This is a genomic window from Pseudomonas sp. MYb118 (genome assembly GCF_040947875.1).
GTDB lineage: Bacteria > Pseudomonadota > Gammaproteobacteria > Pseudomonadales > Pseudomonadaceae > Aquipseudomonas.
In genome coordinates, this window is record NZ_JBFRXN010000002.1 from 1,963,787 (window position 1) to 1,981,786 (window position 18,000).

Below are 18,000 nucleotides of genomic sequence, written 5' to 3' on the forward strand. Positions count from 1 at the left end.
TATCGGCCCGGCAGAAAATGGATCAGTCTTTGCTGACCGGGCCGAGGGATTGTCATGCTGTGAATGCTCACCGCGACACACCGACATTGGCGATTGTGGATCCGCGTTCGCTGGCGGTCCGCAGCGTCGGGTATTGTCGCCTGCCTGATGAAGCGGATATTGAATCGCGCGTTACTCGACAGATTTTCGATGGGGTGGGGCGGGCAGTCGCGTCCTGGGATCCGAGGCTTTTCGGCCTTTCAACGAAAGCCAATCAAACGACAGTGTATGAACTGAGCGGCCAGCCTGTTCTGACCGAGAGTGTGGATGCCGGTTGGCAACTGAAGCTTATGAATCACGCAAGTTCGCTGCACTCGATGTGGGATGGCCGAGGTAACCAGACGCGATTCGAGTATGACGATCAGCAGCGTCCGCTGGCGGTTATCGAACAGATGGGCGACGCTTCACCGAAGATTGTCGATCGGTTCAGGTACGGTGATGGGGCGGCCTCGCGCAATCAATGCGGTCAGTTGATTCGTCATGATGATCCCGCAGGCTCGGGCGTCATTGACGAATATGGATTGCTGGGTACCACGTTGGTTGAAAGTCGGCGCTTTCTCAAAGCGCTGGAAACACCCGACTGGCCTCTCGACATCGAAGAGCGAGAGCAGTGGCTGGAAGAGCAGTCCTATGTGACACGCCACGTCTTCCTTCCCACAGGGGACCTTGAACATCAGACCGATGCCATGGGCAATGTCCGAAGTTTCGTTTACGACGTGGCGGGCAGCCGGTGTGAAAGCTGGTTGTTGCTGGCAGGTACGCAGCCGCAGTGTCTGATCAGCGATATTCGTTACAACGCCCTGGGTCAGGTCGAAAGCGAAACCGCTGGCAACGGCGTACGTACGCAGTTCTTCTACGGCGATGATGATGGTCGCTTGCTCCGCTCCGTTGCATCGGTCGCTGGCAAAAATCCTTTGCAGGACCTGAACTACACCTACGATCCGGCGGGCAACATCACGGAGTTGGAAGACAAGGCCCAATCGGTAACCTGGTTCAACAACCAGCGCGTCGAAGCGATCAACCGTTACCGTTATGACAGCCTGTATCAGTTGGTCGAAGCTTCAGGTTGGGAAGTCGTTACTCCGAGCCACTGCCCCGCATTACCCACCTTGCTCCCCACTCCGCTGGACCCCAACCAACGCCGTAACTACACCCAGCGTTTCGACTACGACAAGGCTGGAAACCTGGTCACCCGCCATCACAGCAACTCCCCCAGCTTGTCGATGTTTACCTCGGCGCACAGCAACCGCAGCCTGCCCCAACACAAGGATGGCTCGCTGCCCGGAGAAGCTGACATCGAGGCGGGTTTTGACGCCGCTGGCAACCAGCTGGCGCTCCAGCGCGGGCAAGTCATGACCTGGGACACACGCAATCAATTGAGCCGGGTGACCTTGGTCAACCGCAACGATGACCCCGGCGATGATGAGCGATACGCCTACGACCGTCCTGGCCACCGGGTGCGCAAGGTGTGTGTCAGCCACAACCACCGCCGCGCGTTGCACGAAGATGTCCGCTACCTGCCCAACCTGGAAGTTCGCCGCCAGGCCGATGGTGAAGAACACCACGTCATCTCGGTCGAAGCAGGGCGCAGCAGCGTTCGGGCACTGCATTGGCCACAAGGTACGCAGGCCGATCAACTGCGCTACAGCCTCAGCGATCATCTGGGCTCCAGCACCTTGGAACTGGATGAAAAAGCGGGCGTGTTAACGCAAGAACATTACTACGCGTTCGGGGGTACGGCCTGCTGGGCTGGCAAGTCGGCGTTGGCGGCGAACTACAAGACGAATCGTTATTCGGGCAAGGAGCGAGATGCGACGGGGTTGTACTACTACGGGCATCGTTATTACGCGCCGTGGTTATTACGTTGGTTGAGTGCAGATCCACTGGGGATGGTGGATGGGCCTAACGTCTATCTGGCTTTCAAGAATAACCCGATAAAATTTATTGACTCTGAGGGTACGACTGTTTTGAATTATACCGAAGTGGTGGATGGCAATGTTTATAAATATAAGGTTGTGGTGAATTACGAAATTCCAAAAATGCGACCGGGACCGCAGCTTGGTTTCTACCTTCGCCAGTCAAAACCAGGAAATAGTTTCACAGGGATAATAAATGTCTCCGAGCATGATGAGGAGCTCAGTGGTGTTGTTGATATTTACCCATTGAATCTGGCTCAGCCGGACAAGTATAAAGGCACTGGGCGAACGAAATTCGTCGGCGTCTTGCACGATAAAGGACATCCGATAGTACATGACGCCTCTTTCACTTCCCATGAACAGGCCGTTAAGATCTTTGAAAGGGACAAGAAAAATACGATAGGGTTCACTTTTACAGATATACGTGGACTGTCAGAGGCAGATGAAAGTGAGATTTCATCTATTACGGCAAAGTCTACAAGTATGAATGAATATAAATCATTTAAAGTTCCTGATCGTTATCCTTCTGTGGGTAGTAACGTTGATGATTTCAATGAAATTAATAAATTGCGCGAGGAGCATTCGCAATTCAAGAATGTGGCGCCTAGGTTTAATAACCTTCCTATCGAAGTTCAGCGAACTTTGCTGCAGATGCTCGCGGAGTTCAGCGACACGCTAGGGCCGCAAGCGGCGCCCTTTAGGCAGATGTTTGAAAAAGAGCTCTTGAGGTCTACGTTACAACTGCCTCACTCTTGAGACCGTAAAGCCTTTCCTCATCAAACTCACCGCTTGTTCAACCCCCGAGCCAACCGATCCCCACCCAACTGAATCACCGCCACCAACGCCACCAGCAACACAATCACCGTCAACATGATCTGGCTATCAAAGCGCTGATACCCATACCGATACGCAATGTCCCCCAGCCCACCGGCGCCGATCGCTCCGGCCATGGCCGAGGAGTTGATCATGGTCACCAGGGTGATGGTGAAGCCGCCGACGATACCCGGCAGGGCTTCGGGCAGCAGCACATGCCAGACGATGTGCCAGCGTCGGCAGCCCATGGCTTGTGCCGCTTCGATCAGGCCGTGGTCGACCTCGCGCAGGCTGACTTCGGCGATCCGCGCAAAGAATGGCGTGGCGGCGATGGTCAGTGGCACCACGGCGGCCCATACGCCGTAGGTGGTGCCGACGATCAGGCGGGTGAACGGAATCAGTGCGACCATCAGGATCAGGAACGGAATCGAGCGGAACAGGTTGACGAATGCGCCCAGCGCGCGGTTCAGCGCCGGGGCTTCATAGATGCCGCCCTTGCCACTGGTGACCAGGATCACCGCCAGCGGAATGCCCGCCAGCAACGCGATCAGTGACGACACGCCGACCATCAGGAAGGTGTCGATGAAACCTTGCAGTAAACGATCAAGCCACATAACCCAGCACCTCCACCTGTTGTGCCCAGTTTTCCGCGCGTTGGCGCAAGGCATCGGCGCCGAGCGACGAGCCGGCCACCGCCAGCAGCAATTGCCCCAGCGCATGCCCCTGAATGCGTTCCACGCCACCTTGCAGTAAGCGCACCCGGCCGCCGAGGGCGGCGAACAGCGCCGCGAGGTCCGGCTCATCGCTGGCGCTGCCAGTGAACTGCAAGCGCAGCACCACGGTGGCGTGCGAAGCGCTGGGCAGCGCGTGCAGGCGGCTTTGCAACTCGGCCGGCAAGCCGTGCTGCAACGGTGCGAGCAGGGTCTTGCTGACCTCGTGTTGCGGGTTGCCGAACACTTGCCACACCGGTCCCTGCTCGACGATACGGCCGTGTTCCAGCACCACCACGCGGTCGCAGATGTCGCGGATCACCGCCATCTCGTGGGTGATTAGCACGATGGTCAGGCCCAGGCGCTGGTTGATCTCGCGCAGCAGGCCGAGGATCGACTGCGTGGTTTCCGGGTCCAGTGCCGAGGTCGCTTCATCGCACAACAGAATCTCGGGGTCATGCACCAGGGCGCGGGCGATACCGACGCGCTGTTTCTGCCCGCCGGAGAGCTGCGCTGGATAGGCCTTGTGTTTCGCCTGCAAGCCCACCAGTTCCAGCAGTTCGGCAACCTTGCGCTCGCGCTGTTCCCGGGGCACGCCGGCCACTTTCAGCGGCAACTCGACGTTCTGCCACACGGTCTTGGCCGACATCAGGTTGAAGTGCTGGAAGATCATGCCGATGCGTCGGCGCAGCGCCACCAGGCGGTCTTCGTCGAACTCGCCGATGTCCACCTGGTCGATCAGCACCCGGCCGCTGCTCGGTTGTTCGAGGCGATTGATGGTGCGGATCAGCGACGACTTGCCGGCGCCGCTGCGGCCGATTATGCCGAACACTTCGCCGCGCTGGATCGCCAGGTCAATGCCCTGCAAGGCGGCCACCGGGCCCTGCTGGCCGTGGTAGGTCTTGCCCAGGCCGATGAAGCGCACGTGCGCGTGGTTGAGCTGTGGATGCAGCTCGGTGTGTTCGAATGCCTGCGGCTCCGGAACCTCCGGTCGCCTTTGCGTCGCGGCCGTCATCTTCAGCTTTCCCAACCGGCCTGGTAGAGCTTGCCGTGGGCTTTATCCAGGGCGGCGCGCACGGCAGGCGAGTGTTGGTAGATGTCGACGAACTTGATCAGCCGCGGGTCGGTCTTGCTGTCGGGTTGGATCACGAACTGGATCACGTATTCCTTGTGGTCGAGGCCGTCGAACAGCAGGGCAGAGCCGGCATCGAAGGTCTTCGCCAAACGGATGTAGGCCGGGTAGCCCTGCACCAGGTCGGCGTCGTCATAGGCGCGCACCAGTTGCACGGCTTCCACCTGCAGGATTTTGATCTTCTTCGGGTTGGCGACGATGTCCTCTTCGGTGGCCTTGTAGCCCACGCCAGGCTTGAGGGTGATCAGCCCGGCCTTGGCCAGCAACTGCAAACCACGGCCGCTGTTGATCGGGTCGTTGGCGATGGCGACGCTGGCGCCTTCGGGCAGCTCGTCGAAGCTCTTGTATTTCTTCGAGTACAGGCCGACGTTGTTGATGATGCCCGGTGCGAACGGCACCAGGTCAAAACCGGAAGCGGCCTTGGCGTTTTCCAGGAAGGGGATGTGCTGGAAGTAGTTCACGTCGATGTCGCCGGCGGCGAGGCTGACGTTGGGGGCGATCCAGTCGGTGAATTCCACCAGTTCGACTTTCAGGCCCTGCTTGCTGGCCTCTTCGACGGCGGCTTCCAGTGGGATGGCGAAGGCGGCGGTGGTGCCGACCTTGAGCGGCGCGTCGGCGGCGAAGGTGATGGAGCTGAAGAGGCCGAGGGCCAGGGCCAGTGCTTTGACTGGGCGGGAGAGGGGGTGTTGGGTCATGGTGGTTTTTCCAGTCAGTGCATGAGATTTGTGGTGTTTGTTCGGGCCTCATCGCGGGCAAGCCCGCTCCTACAGCGATGCTTTTCAGCGGCGAAACGCCGACCCGGTATGTCGCCCAGGCAAATAGTCCCCCTGGCGAAACAGCTTCTGCCGCAAGCTGCCCTGCTCATACGCGGTCTTGTAGGACCCCCGCCGCTGCAACTCGGGGATCACCAGTTCGATGAAATCCACATAGCTTTCCGGCGTGACGATGCGCGTCAGGTTGAAGCCGTCCAGGCCGGTTTCGGCGATCCACGCTTCCAGTTCATCCGCCACTTGTTCGGGCGAGCCGACCACGGTGATGTAGCGACCACCGAGGGCGTGTTGTTCGAGCAGTCGGCGGCGGGTCCAGTCGTTGTTTTGCAGGTGTTTGGTGGCGGACTGGATGGCGTTGCTCTTCACGTACTGGATCGGCTCGTCGATGGCGTACTCGGAAAAGTCGATCCCGGTCGAGGCCGAGAAATGCGCCACGCCGGCCTCGGCGCTGGCGTAGCTCAAGTACTCGGCGTGCTTGGCCCAGGCCTGCTCCTCGGTGGCGCCGACGATCACGTTGAGCCCCATGAACACCTTGATGTCCTGCGGGTTGCGTCCGGCCTCGATGGCGCTGGCGCGGACCTTGTCCACCTGGGCCTTGGTCGATGGCTTGTTCTGCCCGCTGATGAACACGCACTCGGCGTGACGCCCGGCGAACAGCAGGCCGCGCTCGGAACTGCCGGCCTGGAACAGCACCGGCGTGCGCTGCGGCGAGGGCTCGCAGAGGTGATAACCCTCGACCTGGTAGAACTCGCCACGGTGCTCGACCTTGTGCACCTTGCCTGGCTGCGCGTAGATCCGCTGCTGCGGGTCGTTGAGCACCGCATCGTTTTCCCAACTGCCTTCCCAGAGTTTGTAGAGCACCTCCAGGTATTCGTCGGCCTGGTCGTAACGACGGTCGTGTTCCACCTGCTCGCTGAGGCCCATGGCTTTGGCGGCACTGTCCAGGTAACCGGTGACGATGTTCCAGCCGACCCGGCCGCGGCTCAGGTGATCGAGTGTCGACAGGCGCCGGGCGAACAGGTACGGCGCTTCGTAGGTCAGGTTGGCGGTCAGGCCAAAGCCCAGGTTTTTCGTCACGGCGGCCATGGCCGACACCAGCAGCAAAGGGTCGTTGACCGGCAACTGGATCGACTCTTTCAACGGCACGTCCACCGACTGCTGGTAGACGTCGTACACGCCGACGATGTCGGCGATGAACAGGCCGTCGAACAGGCCACGTTCGAGCAGTTGCGCCAGCTCAGTCCAATACTCGAGGGTCTTGTATTGGGTCGAGGTGTCCCGTGGGTGTGTCCACAAGCCGTGGTTGATGTGGCCGACGCAGTTCATGTTGAACGCGTTGAGCAGAATCTTCTTTTTCGCTTCGGCCATCAGATGGTCCCCCGCAATGGCGGGTTCTGTTCGTTGAGGTAGTAGTTGCCCACGGCGTGGTACTTCCAGCGCACCGGGTCGTGCAGCGTGTGGACCCGCGCGTTGCGCCAGTGACGGTCCAGGCCATGCTCGATCAGGGTGGCCTGGCTGCCGGCCAGTTCGAACAGGGTGCTGCCGGCGGCGAGGGAGATTTCGGTGCTGATGGCGCGGGCCTCGGCGACCGCGATGGACGCGGCTGCGACCGTCTCGGCACGGGTGTCGGCCTGGGCTTTGTCGAGTACCTCGCCGGCACGCTCCAGTAACGCTTCGGCGGCGTGCAGGCGAATGCTCAGTTGGCCGAAACTCTTGAGGGTCAGCGGGTCGTCGCTGGCTTTGTCATGGGTGGCGTCGATCCAGGGGCGGGTCCTGGTGCGCACGAAATGCAGCGCGTCTTCAAAGGCCGCGCGGGCGATGCCGGTGTCGATGGCGGCGTGAAGAATCTGCGCCAGCGGGCCGACCGTGGTCGGGGTTTCGAACGCGGCTTGAAAGGGGATCACGTCTTCGGCGGCAACGAAGACGTCTTCGAACACCACCGAACCGCTGCCGGTGGTGCGCTGGCCGAAGCCGCTCCAGTCGTCGATCACCGTCAGGCCCCGGCTGTCATGGGGCACAAAGGCGAGTTGCTGCACGCCGTTTTCATCCACCACCGAGGTCGGGATGCGTTGTGCGTAGAGGGCGCCGGTGGCGTAGAACTTGCGCCCGTTGATGCGGTAGCCGTCGCCAAAGCGGGTCAGTCGTGTGGTGCGGTCGTGGGCGGTCTTGGTGCCGAGTTCAGCCAGGGCATTGCCGAAGCGCTGGCCGGCCAAAACTTCGGCGTAAAGGCGTTGTTTCTGCTCGGCGCTGCCGGTCACGCGCAGCACTTCCAGGGCATAAAAATGGTTTTGCGGGATCTGCCCCAGCGAGCCATCGGCCTGGGCAATCAAGGCGATCACCTTGGCCAGGGTGACGTTGGAGACACCGGCGCCGCCGTATTCCCTGGGCACGCTGATGCCCCACAACCCGGAGCGGGAAAACACTTCCAGCTCCGGGTGTGGCAGGCGACGCTCGCGGTCACGCTGGGCGCTGTCACGCTTGAAGTCTTCGGCCAGGTCACTGGCGACGATCAGGGCTTGCTCATCGCTGGTGATGACCGCGACGTGGCGAGAAAGAGACATGTTGTTCTCCAGGGATCTGGTCAAAAGTGTACGGGTCGTTAGATCCAGGAATGCCGGGCGGGCAACTTACCGTTCAGGCGATAGGCGCCCACGGCGTAGTACTTCCAGCGCACCGGGTCATGCAGGGTGTGCACGCGGGCGTTGCGCCAGTGGCGGTCGAGGTTGAATTCGGCGAGGGTCGCGCGGCTGCCGGCCAGTTCGAACAGTTTTTCGCTGGCCAGCAGAGAGATTTCGGTAGTCAGCACCTTGGCTTCAGCCACGGCAATCGAGGCCCGCGCGGCGGATTCGGCGGTGATCGGTGCAGCGCTGACCTGGTCGAGTACCTGCCCGGCCTTGCGCAGCAGCGCCTCGGCGGCGTGCAGTTCGATTTTCAGTTTGCCGATGTCGGCGATCACATACAGGTCATCGCTGGCGCGTTCGACGTTGGCGTCGATCCACGGGCGGGCGCGGGTGCGGACGAATTCGATGGCGTCATCGACGGCGCCGCGCGCGATGCCGGCGTCGATGGCCGCCTGGATCAATTGCGACACGGCGCCCTGGATGTTCGGTTGTTCATTGATCTTCCAGTTGTCCAGCACCAGCTCGGCGTCGACTCGAACGTTGTTGAGCACGATGGTGCCGCTGGCGGTGGTGCGCTGGCCGAAGCCGGACCAGTCATCGACGATGCGCAGGCCCGGTGTGCCACGACGAACGAAGGCCAATACCTGGCGGCCCTCATCGTTCAGCGCCTTGACCGCGACCCAGTGGGCGAACAGCGCGCCGGTGGAATAGAACTTCTGGCCGTTGATGACAAACCCGTCGCCGTCGGCGGTGATCCGGGCCTTGAGTTCCAGGGTGTTTTGGGTGCCGCGCTCGGGCCCGGCGTTGCCGATGCGCCAGCCTTCGAGCACGCTGGTGAACAGCTGCTGCTTCTGCGCTTCGCTGGCGCAACCCTGAATCAGATTGAGAATGCCGAACTGGTTCTGCGGGATCTGCCCCAGCGCCGGGTCGGCGGCGCTGATGATCGCGAACACTTCGGCCAGGGTGACGAACGAAACCTGCGGGCCGCCGTATTGGCGGGCGATGGCAATGCTGCCCAGGCCGCTCTGGGTGAACTGTTCAATTTCTGACCACGGCAACTTGCGCTGACGGTCGCGTTTGGCCGCCTGCAAACGGGCGACCTGCGCCAGATCTTGGGCGGCCTTGATGGCTTGTGCGTCATTGCGCAGTACCTGCGCGGGCAACAACAACGGGGCGACATCCAAATCGCTGTGGACAACTGCATCTGCAAGACTGGACATCAGTGCCGCTCCCTGGCTGCACGCAATGCCCTGGCGATCTGCACTGGGGTGATTGTGTTCCGGACCATACCTACCTCACATCTCATGGGTCGCCGCAGAGGGCGGCGAAGTCAAAACAAGAAGGTCCGGTGGTCCGGTTCATATACCCTAAATGCGCATAAATAATAAATAAACTAGCTTTTTGGAATATGAATAGAAGTGTGTCTTCGCCAACTGTTCGCCGCACAACACTTGTTGTTGCAGCAACAGTTGATCCGCCGACGAGGGCATGGACTCAGGCCAGGCGATCACTGTATTTCCTTGCCCCTGACCGTCAGGCAGGGACTGGCACAGCCGATCTTCAGGGTGCGTGCAGGCGCCCAGCGCGAGTTGTTGCCGACCCGGTCGAGGATGCAGTAGGTCACTTCCAGGCGCAGGTCTTCGCCGGCTTCGAGAATGATCGCGGGCGGCACCCAGACGTGGATCGGCTCGCCGACCTCGCTGGCCTTGAGGGCAGGCAAGTCCATGCGCACATCGCCCCAGCGCAGGGTGATTTCGTCATCGACGGCCATGTTCAGGTACGGCTCGATGGTCAAGGGAACGCCACGCCTGACCTGGTTCGGGTTGACTCCCTGGCGGCGGATGGTTTCGGGAATGCTCACGGGTGCCAGGCTCTGGTTTTCGTCCCCACACATCGCCGACGGTTGGCCACCCGGACAGTCGAGCTTGATTTGCACGCGGGTGGCGGCAGAAAGCGCGGGACCCTGGCCCACCTGCATGAGGCGGTAGTGAATGCGTGAACAACCATTGGCAATGAAGCTTTCCGGCACTCGCAGGGTGACTGTCGTGCCAACGTCGCGGGTGTTCAACACCTTTGAGGCGACGTAGCAGTCGTCCCAGAACAGCTCGATCAGGTCACCGTCCTCCATGCCCGGGTAGGGCGCCACTTCGACCAACAGATGCGCTGCCGACGTCAGGTTGATGCCGCTCTTGTGGGATTTCGTCAGTGCCGGGGCGGCGAGTTCGGATTTGTTCGATGGGCTTTTCATGGGATTCTCCTTGAAGTCAAACAGCGAAGTCCGTTTCTGAGTTAATTGAATTGCCGAGTAACGAAGGTCTCGTTACTTTTGCTGAAAGTTATATTTATGCGGGTGGCCGGGTTGGCTGGGGACTAGATAAAAGTGCGCGGGATTAAGTGTCAATAGAGTGTGCCGGTGAAGTAAGCAATCTGCTGTTATTCAGAAAGCTCCTACAATGCCGGGTTAACAAGCCACAGTGATTGGTCGAATTTGACCACGGAATTCGCCCGTATTGGCGACGCGTACGCGCAGCCCTTGGTGGCGGCGGTTTGATCGAGTTGCCAATTTTAAGTGAACGGACTTTGTTGCGGGACATAAATATGTACCGCACGCAACAGTGTCGCTGGAGCGAAATTGTTCAGTATGTCGCAGAGGTGTAAATAGCGGGGGAAGTTACTTCCGTCCGTGGAAGTTAACATTCTGGAGCGGTGGCTTAGTTGTGGGCGTTATTGAGGAACTTGCTGAGAAACTGTTTGGTCCGCTCTTCTTTGGGGTTGGCAAACAGCGCCTTGGCTTCGCCCTGTTCAACGATCACGCCCTTGTCGAAAAACACCACGCGGTTGGCCACGTCACGGGCAAAACCCATCTCGTGGGTGACGATCACCATGGTGCGTTTTTCTTCGGCCAGGCTGCGGATGGTCGACAGCACCTCACCCACCAGTTCCGGGTCGAGAGCCGAGGTCGGCTCGTCGAACAGGATCACTTCCGGCTCCATCGCCAGCGCTCGGGCAATCGCCACACGCTGTTGCTGACCACCGGAGAGGCGTCGCGGGTAAGCGTCTTCCTTGCCCGCCAGGCCGACCCTGGCCAGGAGTTTCTTGCCCAGGGCAATCGCCTCGGCAGGCGGCGTCTTCTTCACCACGATCGGCCCTTCGACGACATTTTCCAGTGCCGTGCGATGGGGGAACAGGTTGAAGTTCTGGAACACGAAGCCGACGTGCTGGCGCAAGCGCCGCACCAGGCCCTGCTGCTGGTTCAACGGGCGGCTGCCATCAATCTCGATGTCGCCCACCTTGATCCGGCCGCTGCTGGGTTCTTCGAGGAAGTTCAGGCAGCGCAGGAACGTGGTCTTGCCCGAGCCGCTGGGCCCGATGATCGCCACGACCTCGCCTTCCTTGACCTCAAGGTCGATGCCGTTGAGCACAACGTGACCCTTGAACTGCTTTGTCAGTTTTTCCACGACAATCATGGGGTCAGGACTCCTGGTCGTGCCGATTGACCCGCGCTTCCAACTGGTTCTGCAGGTGCGAAAGCACCGTGGCCAGAACCCAGTAGATCAGCGCGGCGGCCAGATACATGGTGAAGATTTCGAAGGTCCGGGCGGTGATCAGCTGCGCCTGGCGGAACAGTTCCGGCACCTGGATGGTGGCCGCCAGCGCCGTGTCCTTGACCAGCGAAATGAAGCTGTTGCCCAGCGGCGGCAACGCCGTGCGCATGGCCTGCGGCAGGATGGCCCGGCGCAGGGTCTGCGCGCGGGTCATGCCGATACTGGCCGCCGCTTCCCACTGGCCGCGCTCGATGGAGCTGATCGCGGCACGCAGGATTTCGCAGGCATAGGCCGCCATGTTCAGCGAGAAGCCGATCAGGGCCGCCGGCAGCGGATCGAGTTCGACGCCCAATTGCGGCAAGCCGTAATAGATCACGAACAGCTGCACCAGCAACGGCGTGCCGCGAAAGAACGACACGTAGATGCGGGCGATCCAGCTCACCAGTTTGAAGCGCGACAGGCGCATCAGCGCCAGGCCGAAGCCCATCAGCAGGCCGAAGAACATGCCGCCCAGGCTCAGAATCACTGTGTAGTACGCGCCCTTGAGCAGAAAGGGCGCGGAGTCCAGTGCGAGTTGGAAAGCTTCTTCCATTACTTGGTGACGTCAGCGTTGAAGTATTTCTCGGAGAGCTTGGCCAGGGTGCCGTCGGCACGCAGTTTTTCGATGGCCTTGTTCACCGCATCCAGCAGCTCTGGCTCGCCTTTGCGCAGGGCGATACCGGCTTCCTGACGGGAGAACGCTTCGCCGGCGGCGGTGGTGTCCTTGGCCTTCTTGGCGTATTCCAGCGCGGCCAGACGGTCGATCAGGATAGCGTCGATGCGGCCGACGCGCAGGTCCTGGAACTTGGTCGGATCGTCTTCGTAGGTGCGCACGTCAGCCTTCGGCACGTTCTCTTTCACCCACTGCTCGTAGTTGGTGCCCAGACCCACGCCGACCTTCTTGCCAGCCAGGTCTTGCGCAGTCTTGATGGTGTCCTTGTTCTTGGTCAGCACCAGTGCCTGGATGCCGGAAACGGTGTACGGCTCGGAGAAGTCATACTTCTTCTTGCGCTCTTCGGAGATGGTCACCTGGTTGATCACCGCGTCCAGGCGCTTGGACTCCAGGGCGGCGAGGATGCCGTCCCATTTGGTCGGCTGCAGCTTGACCTTCACACCCAGCTCCTTGGCCAGGGCTTCGGAGAACTCCACTTCGAAGCCGGCCAGTTTGCCGTCGGCGTCGACGAAACTGAACGGTGGGTAGGTGCCTTCCAGGCCGACGTTGATCACGCCTGCATCCTTGATTTTTTGCAGTTGCTCACCGGCAACCGCTTGCCCCAACAGACCGGCGCTCAGCGCCAGGCCCAGCGAACCGACCAGCAGATTTCGACGTAGTGCGGAAAAATTCATGACAAGCCCCTGTGTTTTCTTATGAAGACGCTTCTTGGAATGTTGGCGTGATCGACCGCAATATCCTGCCCTAAAGCAGCTTATGCGTCTCTCGGCAATTTGCCTGCAGTATGACTATATGATGGCTTTTTTAGATTGGAAAATAATGAATGTTATTTTTAATATTCCAATCAGGAATAAATGCTGTTTCTGTAGGAGCGAGCATGTCGAGGCGTCGAACCGTCGCGATGGTCGTCAACGATGACGCGGGCTGTCTGAACGCCCGCGGTGTCTGGACCTCCATCGCGAGCAAGCTCGCTCCTACAGGGTTCCGTGTGCGGGCGATCCGCCGTTACAGAAAATCCTTGTAGGCAAACAACGCCGGCGAGCCGCCGGTGTGCAGGAAAATGATCGGACCTTCGTCGAAACGCTGGCGTCCGATGCCGTCGAGCAAGCCAGCCATGGCCTTGCCAGTGTAGACCGGGTCCAGCAGCACGCCTTCCTGGCTGGCCAGCAGCTTGACCGCTGCCAGCGTCCCCGCGTTGGGCTCGCCGTAGCGCGGTGCGAAATATTCGTCCCACAACTCGACCTTGAACGTGTCCGGCAGGTTCACTTCCAGCAACGCTGCCGTGCGCTCGGCCAGGCCCTGGACCTTTGGCCGCTGCGCTTCATCACTGCGCGAAACCGTGACGCCAATCACCGGCAGGCCCGGCAGGGTTTCGCTCAAGGCCAGGGCCAGGCCGCTGTGGGTGCCAGCGCTGCCCGAGGCGAGCACCACGGCGGCGAAGTCGAGACCGGTGTCCTTGATTTGCTCGGCCAGCTCCAGGCCAGCGCGCACATAACCCAGCGCGCCCAACGCGTTGGAGCCGCCGATCGGCACCAGGTAAGGCTTCCTGCCGCTGCTGCGCAGGCGTGCGGCCAGCGCCTCGAGTTGCTCGTCGGCGTTGTCGAGGTTGTCCACCAATTCGACCTTGGCATCGAACAGGTCGAGCAGCAGGCGATTGCCGTTGCCGACGAAATTGGCGTCGTCAGAGCCCAGCGGATTCTCCAGCAGCGCGACGCAACCCAGGCCGAGCCGGGCAGCGAGGGCGGCGGTCTGGCGCACGTGGTTCGATTGCAGGGCGCCTGCGGTGATCAGCGTATCGGCGCCCTGGGCCAGGGCGTCGGCGCCCAGGTATTCGAGTTTGCGCAGCTTGTTGCCACCCATCGCCAGCGGCGTCAGGTCGTCGCGCTTGATGTAGACATCGCGGCCCAGCCAGGTGGACAGGCGTTCGAGTTTTTCCAGAGGGGTCGGGTGGCTGAGCAAGTCGAGGCGGTCGAAACGGGCGAGCTGTTGTTTGATCATGGGTCCGTACTGGCGGGGGGGGTAATGTCCGGACTATAAGCACGGGCCCCGGGGCGGGCAACCGGCAATCGCTTATAGCCAAAAGTGCTGAACACAGCATAATCGGTTCTTAATTTGCCCCGTAGCGCTTGCCGTAAAGTAATCGCCGTCAGCGTGGCCAGACCGTCCGGCCGCCCGTGTGGAGTTTTTACCGTGAGTGAGCGTTCCAGCCATTGGCAATTGCAGACCATTGTCAGCCAACTGCGCAGTGCGCGCGATCAGTGGCGTACGCAAAACGGCCGCGCCAGTGGCGAGCAGGGCGGCCGTGAGCTGCCGTCGCGCGCCGCCATGGCGGATATTCTCGAAGCGTTGTGCGGCGCGCTGTTCCCGATGCGCCTGGGGCCGGTGGACCTGCGCGAAGAGAGCGAAGATTTCTACGTCGGCCACACCCTGGACGTTGCGCTCAACGCGCTGCTCGGCCAGGCGCGGCTTGAGTTGCGCTACGTGGCCCGGCACAACGCCGAGGCCGACAGCGAAGTGGAAGCCCGCACCATCGCCATCATCCAGGAGTTTGCCCTGGCCCTGCCGGGCTTGCGCACGCTGCTCGATACCGATGTGCTGGCGGCCTATCACGGTGACCCGGCGGCGCGCAGCGTCGATGAGGTGTTGCTGTGCTACCCGGGGATCCTGGCGGTGATTCACCACCGCCTCGCTCACCATCTGTACCGCGCCGGCCTGCCCTTGCTGGCACGTATCAGCGCGGAAATCGCCCACTCGGCGACCGGCATCGACATTCACCCCGGCGCGCAGATCGGCCGCAGTTTCTTCATCGATCACGGCACCGGCGTGGTGATCGGCGAAACGGCGATCATCGGCGAGCGCGTGCGCATTTATCAGGCCGTGACCCTGGGCGCCAAGCGCTTCCCGGCGGACGAGGACGGCCAGTTGCAGAAGGGCCACCCCCGGCACCCGATCGTCGAGGACGACGTGGTGATCTACGCCGGCGCAACGATCCTGGGGCGGATCACCATCGGCAAGGGCTCGACCATCGGCGGCAACGTCTGGCTGACCCGCAGCGTGCCGGCGGGGTCTAACCTGACCCAGGCCAGCCTGCAGCTGGATGATGGGACGCAGAAGTAGGGCTGACCCACCCATCAATTGTGGCAAATGATGGGTGGGAGCGAGCCTGCTCGCGATGGCGGTGTTCCGGTCGATAGCTCAGGTGACTGACACTACGCCATCGCGAGCAAGCCCGCTCCCACAGGGTTTTGTGCCGTGTTCAGGGCCTTGCCAACACGACCGTCCAGCCCCGCAATTAGTCCTTAGCAACCTATCCATGTTTAAATTGAACGTTCATTCAAGTTAAACCGGTGGTTCGCCGCCCGCTCACAACAGGAGGCCTGCCTTTGCTGAGTCCGAATTCTACAGCCACGTTTTACCGCTTCGAGGTGCGCCGCTGATGAGTGCACCGTCCCTGCCTGCCACCGAGCAGGTGCGCATGAACCCGCCCGTGTTCTATTTCGCGGCCACCTTCATTCTGCTCTTCGGCGTCGTAGTGATCAGCCTGCCGGAACAAGCCGGCGCCTGGCTGCTTGAAGCCCAGAACTGGGCGGCCAACACGGTCGGCTGGTATTACCTGCTCGCGATGACCCTGTATCTGGTCTTCGTGGTGGTCACCGCCTTGTCCGGCTACGGCAAGATCAAGCTCGGTGCCGACCACGACGAACCCGAATTCAGTTACCTGTCCTGGGCCGGCATGCTGTTCGCCGCCGGGATCAGCATCACCCTGTTCTTCTTCTGCGTGTCGGAGCCGCTGACCCACATGCTCCAGCCGCCCCAAGGCGAGGCCGGCACGGCGCAGGCGGCGCGCCAGGCGATGCAGATCCTGTTCCTGCATTGGGGCCTGCACGGCTGGGGCGTGTTCGCCTTCGTCGGCATGGCGCTGGCCTACTGCGCCTACCGCCACAACCTGCCGCTGGCCCTGCGCTCGGCGCTTTACCCGCTGATTGGCAAGCGCATCAACGGCCCCATCGGCTACGCGGTGGACGGCTTCGGCATCATCGCCACGGTGTTCGGCCTGGGTGCCGACATGGGCTTTGGTGTGCTGCACCTCAATTCGGGGCTGGACTACCTGTTCGGCATCGCCCACACCCAGTGGATCCAGGTGGGCCTGATCACCCTGATGATGGGCGCGGCGATCATCGTCGCGGTCTCCGGTGTCGACAAAGGCGTGCGGGTGATGTCCGACATCAACATGCTGCTGGCCTGCGCGCTGTTGCTGTTCGTGCTGTTCGCCGGGCCCACGCAGCACCTGCTTAACACGCTGATCCAGAACCTGGGCGATTACCTCGGCGCCTTGCCGATGAAGAGCTTCGACCTGTACGCCTACGACGAACCCAGCGACTGGCTGGGTGGCTGGACGGTGTTCTACTGGGCCTGGTGGATTGCCTGGTCGCCGTTCGTGGGCCTGTTCATCGCACGGATTTCCCGCGGCAGGACCATCCGTGAATTCGTCTTTGGCGTACTGCTGATTCCGCTGGGTTTCACCCTGGCGTGGATGTCGATCTTCGGCAACAGCGCCATCGACCAGGTGCTCAACCATGGCATGTCGGCGCTGGGGATGTCGGCGATCGACAATCCGTCGATGACCCTTTACCTGCTGCTGGAAACCTACCCGTGGAGCAAGACCGTGATCGCGGTCACGGTGTTCATCAGCTTCGTGTTCTTCGTCACCTCGGCCGACTCCGGTACCGTGGTGTTGTCGACGCTGTCGGCCAAGGGCGGCAACCCGGACGAAGACGGGCCGAAATGGCTGCGGGTGTTCTGGGGCGCGATGACGGCGCTGGTGACCAGCGCGCTGCTGTTCTCCGGCAGCATTGATGCGCTGAAGTCGGCGGTGGTGCTGACCTCGCTGCCGTTCTCCTTGATTCTGCTGACGATGATGTGGGGGCTGCACAAGGCGTTCTACCTGGAGTCGCAAAAGCAGATCGCGCAGTTGCATTCCCTGGCGCCGGTGTCCGGTGCGCGGCGCGGCGGTTGGCGCCAGCGCTTGAGCCAGGCGGTGCATTTCCCCTCGCGGGACGAGGTCTACCGCTTCATGGAAAGCACCGTGCGCCCGGCCATCGAGGAAGTCACGGCGGTGTTCGTCGAGAAGGGCTTGCACGTTGTCACCGTGCCGGACCCGGCCCACGATAGCGTCAGCCTGGAAATCGGCCACGGCGAGCAGCACCCGTTCATCTACCAGGTGCAGATGCGAGGCTACTTCACGCCGTCCTTCGCCCGTGGCGGCATGGGCTCCAAGCAGCTCAACAACCGGCGTTACTACCGGGCCGAGGTGCACCTGAGCGAGGGCAGCCAGGATTACGACCTGGTGGGCTACACCAAGGAGCAGGTGATCAACGACATCCTCGACCAGTACGAGCGGCACATGCAGTTCCTGCACCTGGTGCGTTAGCTTTCCGCGGTCAAGGCCATGAACAGCACCAGTGCCGCCACCGGGATGCCGAACACCACACTGCCGACCACCATTTCGGTGGTCACGGACTGGCCGGCGGTGACCACGCCGATGGCACCGTTGATCATCGTCAGGGCCAGCCACAGGACGATGAAGCTGTAGGTCAGCGTCTGGCGGCTGAAGCCGATCCTCTCGCCGATGAACAGCATCAGCGCCAGGAGGATCAGGCCGAAGGTGATGATGATCGTGGTGTGCATGGGGGGTGGCCTGTTGGATGGGGGCCTTCATCGCGGGCAAGCCCGCTCCTACAG

Annotated in this window: 15 protein-coding genes; 3 read left to right on the forward strand and 12 right to left on the reverse strand. The window is 61.4% G+C overall.

Annotation, left to right across the window (positions count from 1 at the left end):
• Positions 1–59: 59 nt before the first annotated feature.
• Complete coding sequence (locus tag ABVN20_RS14935; RefSeq protein WP_368556485.1) at positions 60–2,711, forward strand: RHS repeat domain-containing protein; 2,652 nt, start codon at positions 60–62, stop codon at positions 2,709–2,711.
• A gap of 26 nt (positions 2,712–2,737) precedes the next feature.
• On the opposite strand, the gene ABVN20_RS14940 is transcribed toward ABVN20_RS14935, so the two are convergent.
• From ABVN20_RS14940 to ABVN20_RS14990, 11 genes are all read right to left on the reverse strand, one after another.
• Entirely contained in the window at positions 2,738–3,382 is a 645-nt protein-coding gene (locus ABVN20_RS14940; protein WP_368556486.1) for a methionine ABC transporter permease, read from the reverse strand.
• Entirely contained in the window at positions 3,372–4,493 is a 1,122-nt protein-coding gene (locus ABVN20_RS14945; protein WP_368556487.1) for a methionine ABC transporter ATP-binding protein, read from the reverse strand. The genes ABVN20_RS14940 and ABVN20_RS14945 overlap by 11 nt, the downstream gene beginning before the upstream one ends.
• Positions 4,494–4,495: 2 nt before the next feature.
• Positions 4,496–5,305 carry a MetQ/NlpA family ABC transporter substrate-binding protein gene (locus ABVN20_RS14950; RefSeq protein WP_368556488.1) on the reverse strand — a complete coding sequence of 270 codons (810 nt, stop codon included), beginning with the start codon at positions 5,303–5,305 and terminating at the stop codon, positions 4,496–4,498.
• Positions 5,306–5,389: 84 nt separating this feature from the next.
• Entirely contained in the window at positions 5,390–6,748 is a 1,359-nt protein-coding gene (locus ABVN20_RS14955; protein ID WP_368556489.1) for an LLM class flavin-dependent oxidoreductase, read from the reverse strand.
• The gene (locus ABVN20_RS14960) at positions 6,748–7,941 is read right to left on the reverse strand and encodes an SfnB family sulfur acquisition oxidoreductase (RefSeq protein ID WP_368556490.1); all 1,194 of its coding nucleotides are present in this window, start codon (positions 7,939–7,941) and stop codon (positions 6,748–6,750) included. Before ABVN20_RS14960 ends, ABVN20_RS14955 begins: the two co-directional genes overlap by 1 nt.
• A 38-nt stretch (positions 7,942–7,979) precedes the next feature.
• On the reverse strand, positions 7,980–9,221 hold the full coding sequence (locus ABVN20_RS14965) for an SfnB family sulfur acquisition oxidoreductase (RefSeq protein WP_368556491.1): 1,242 nt from the start codon (positions 9,219–9,221) through the stop codon (positions 7,980–7,982).
• Between the two features lie 287 nt (positions 9,222–9,508).
• The gene (locus ABVN20_RS14970) at positions 9,509–10,249 is read right to left on the reverse strand and encodes a hypothetical protein (protein WP_368556492.1); all 741 of its coding nucleotides are present in this window, start codon (positions 10,247–10,249) and stop codon (positions 9,509–9,511) included.
• 463 nt (positions 10,250–10,712) lie between these two features.
• Positions 10,713–11,468, reverse strand: coding sequence for an L-cystine ABC transporter ATP-binding protein TcyN (gene tcyN, locus ABVN20_RS14975; RefSeq protein ID WP_368556493.1), 756 nt, complete (start codon positions 11,466–11,468; stop codon positions 10,713–10,715).
• Between the two features lie 4 nt (positions 11,469–11,472).
• Positions 11,473–12,138, reverse strand: coding sequence for a cystine ABC transporter permease (gene tcyL / locus ABVN20_RS14980; protein ID WP_192307450.1), 666 nt, complete (start codon positions 12,136–12,138; stop codon positions 11,473–11,475).
• Positions 12,138–12,932 (reverse strand): cystine ABC transporter substrate-binding protein, encoded by a 795-nt coding sequence (tcyJ, locus tag ABVN20_RS14985; protein ID WP_368556494.1) that lies wholly within the window; start codon positions 12,930–12,932, stop codon positions 12,138–12,140. The genes tcyL and tcyJ overlap by 1 nt, the downstream gene beginning before the upstream one ends.
• Before the next feature lie 331 nt (positions 12,933–13,263).
• Positions 13,264–14,256, reverse strand: a complete 993-nt coding sequence (locus ABVN20_RS14990; protein ID WP_368556495.1) for a D-cysteine desulfhydrase — start codon at positions 14,254–14,256, stop codon at positions 13,264–13,266.
• Positions 14,257–14,448: 192 nt separating this feature from the next.
• Between ABVN20_RS14990 and epsC the strand changes: the two genes are divergently transcribed.
• Positions 14,449–15,375, forward strand: coding sequence for a serine O-acetyltransferase EpsC (gene epsC / locus ABVN20_RS14995; RefSeq protein ID WP_368556496.1), 927 nt, complete (start codon positions 14,449–14,451; stop codon positions 15,373–15,375).
• 319 nt (positions 15,376–15,694) lie between these two features.
• Entirely contained in the window at positions 15,695–17,689 is a 1,995-nt protein-coding gene (gene betT / locus ABVN20_RS15000) for a choline transporter BetT (protein ID WP_368556497.1), read from the forward strand.
• On the opposite strand, the gene ABVN20_RS15005 is transcribed toward betT, so the two are convergent.
• The gene (locus ABVN20_RS15005; RefSeq protein ID WP_368556498.1) at positions 17,686–17,946 is read right to left on the reverse strand and encodes a hypothetical protein; all 261 of its coding nucleotides are present in this window, start codon (positions 17,944–17,946) and stop codon (positions 17,686–17,688) included. The two genes, betT and ABVN20_RS15005, sit on opposite strands and share 4 nt — an antisense overlap.
• Positions 17,947–18,000 lie beyond the last annotated feature (54 nt).

Coding starts and splice junctions, on each gene's coding strand:
- ABVN20_RS14940 (WP_368556486.1), bottom strand. CDS start 3,382: ATGTGGCTTGATCGTTTACTGCAAGGTTTCATCGACACCTTCCTGATG.
- ABVN20_RS14945 (WP_368556487.1), bottom strand. CDS start 4,493: ATGACGGCCGCGACGCAAAGGCGACCGGAGGTTCCGGAGCCGCAGGCA.
- ABVN20_RS14950 (WP_368556488.1), bottom strand. CDS start 5,305: ATGACCCAACACCCCCTCTCCCGCCCAGTCAAAGCACTGGCCCTGGCC.
- ABVN20_RS14955 (WP_368556489.1), bottom strand. CDS start 6,748: ATGGCCGAAGCGAAAAAGAAGATTCTGCTCAACGCGTTCAACATGAAC.
- ABVN20_RS14960 (WP_368556490.1), bottom strand. CDS start 7,941: ATGTCTCTTTCTCGCCACGTCGCGGTCATCACCAGCGATGAGCAAGCC.
- ABVN20_RS14965 (WP_368556491.1), bottom strand. CDS start 9,221: ATGTCCAGTCTTGCAGATGCAGTTGTCCACAGCGATTTGGATGTCGCC.
- ABVN20_RS14970 (WP_368556492.1), bottom strand. CDS start 10,249: ATGAAAAGCCCATCGAACAAATCCGAACTCGCCGCCCCGGCACTGACG.
- tcyN (WP_368556493.1), bottom strand. CDS start 11,468: ATGATTGTCGTGGAAAAACTGACAAAGCAGTTCAAGGGTCACGTTGTG.
- tcyL (WP_192307450.1), bottom strand. CDS start 12,138: ATGGAAGAAGCTTTCCAACTCGCACTGGACTCCGCGCCCTTTCTGCTC.
- tcyJ (WP_368556494.1), bottom strand. CDS start 12,932: ATGAATTTTTCCGCACTACGTCGAAATCTGCTGGTCGGTTCGCTGGGC.
- ABVN20_RS14990 (WP_368556495.1), bottom strand. CDS start 14,256: ATGATCAAACAACAGCTCGCCCGTTTCGACCGCCTCGACTTGCTCAGC.
- betT (WP_368556497.1), top strand. CDS start 15,695: ATGAGTGCACCGTCCCTGCCTGCCACCGAGCAGGTGCGCATGAACCCG.
- ABVN20_RS15005 (WP_368556498.1), bottom strand. CDS start 17,946: ATGCACACCACGATCATCATCACCTTCGGCCTGATCCTCCTGGCGCTG.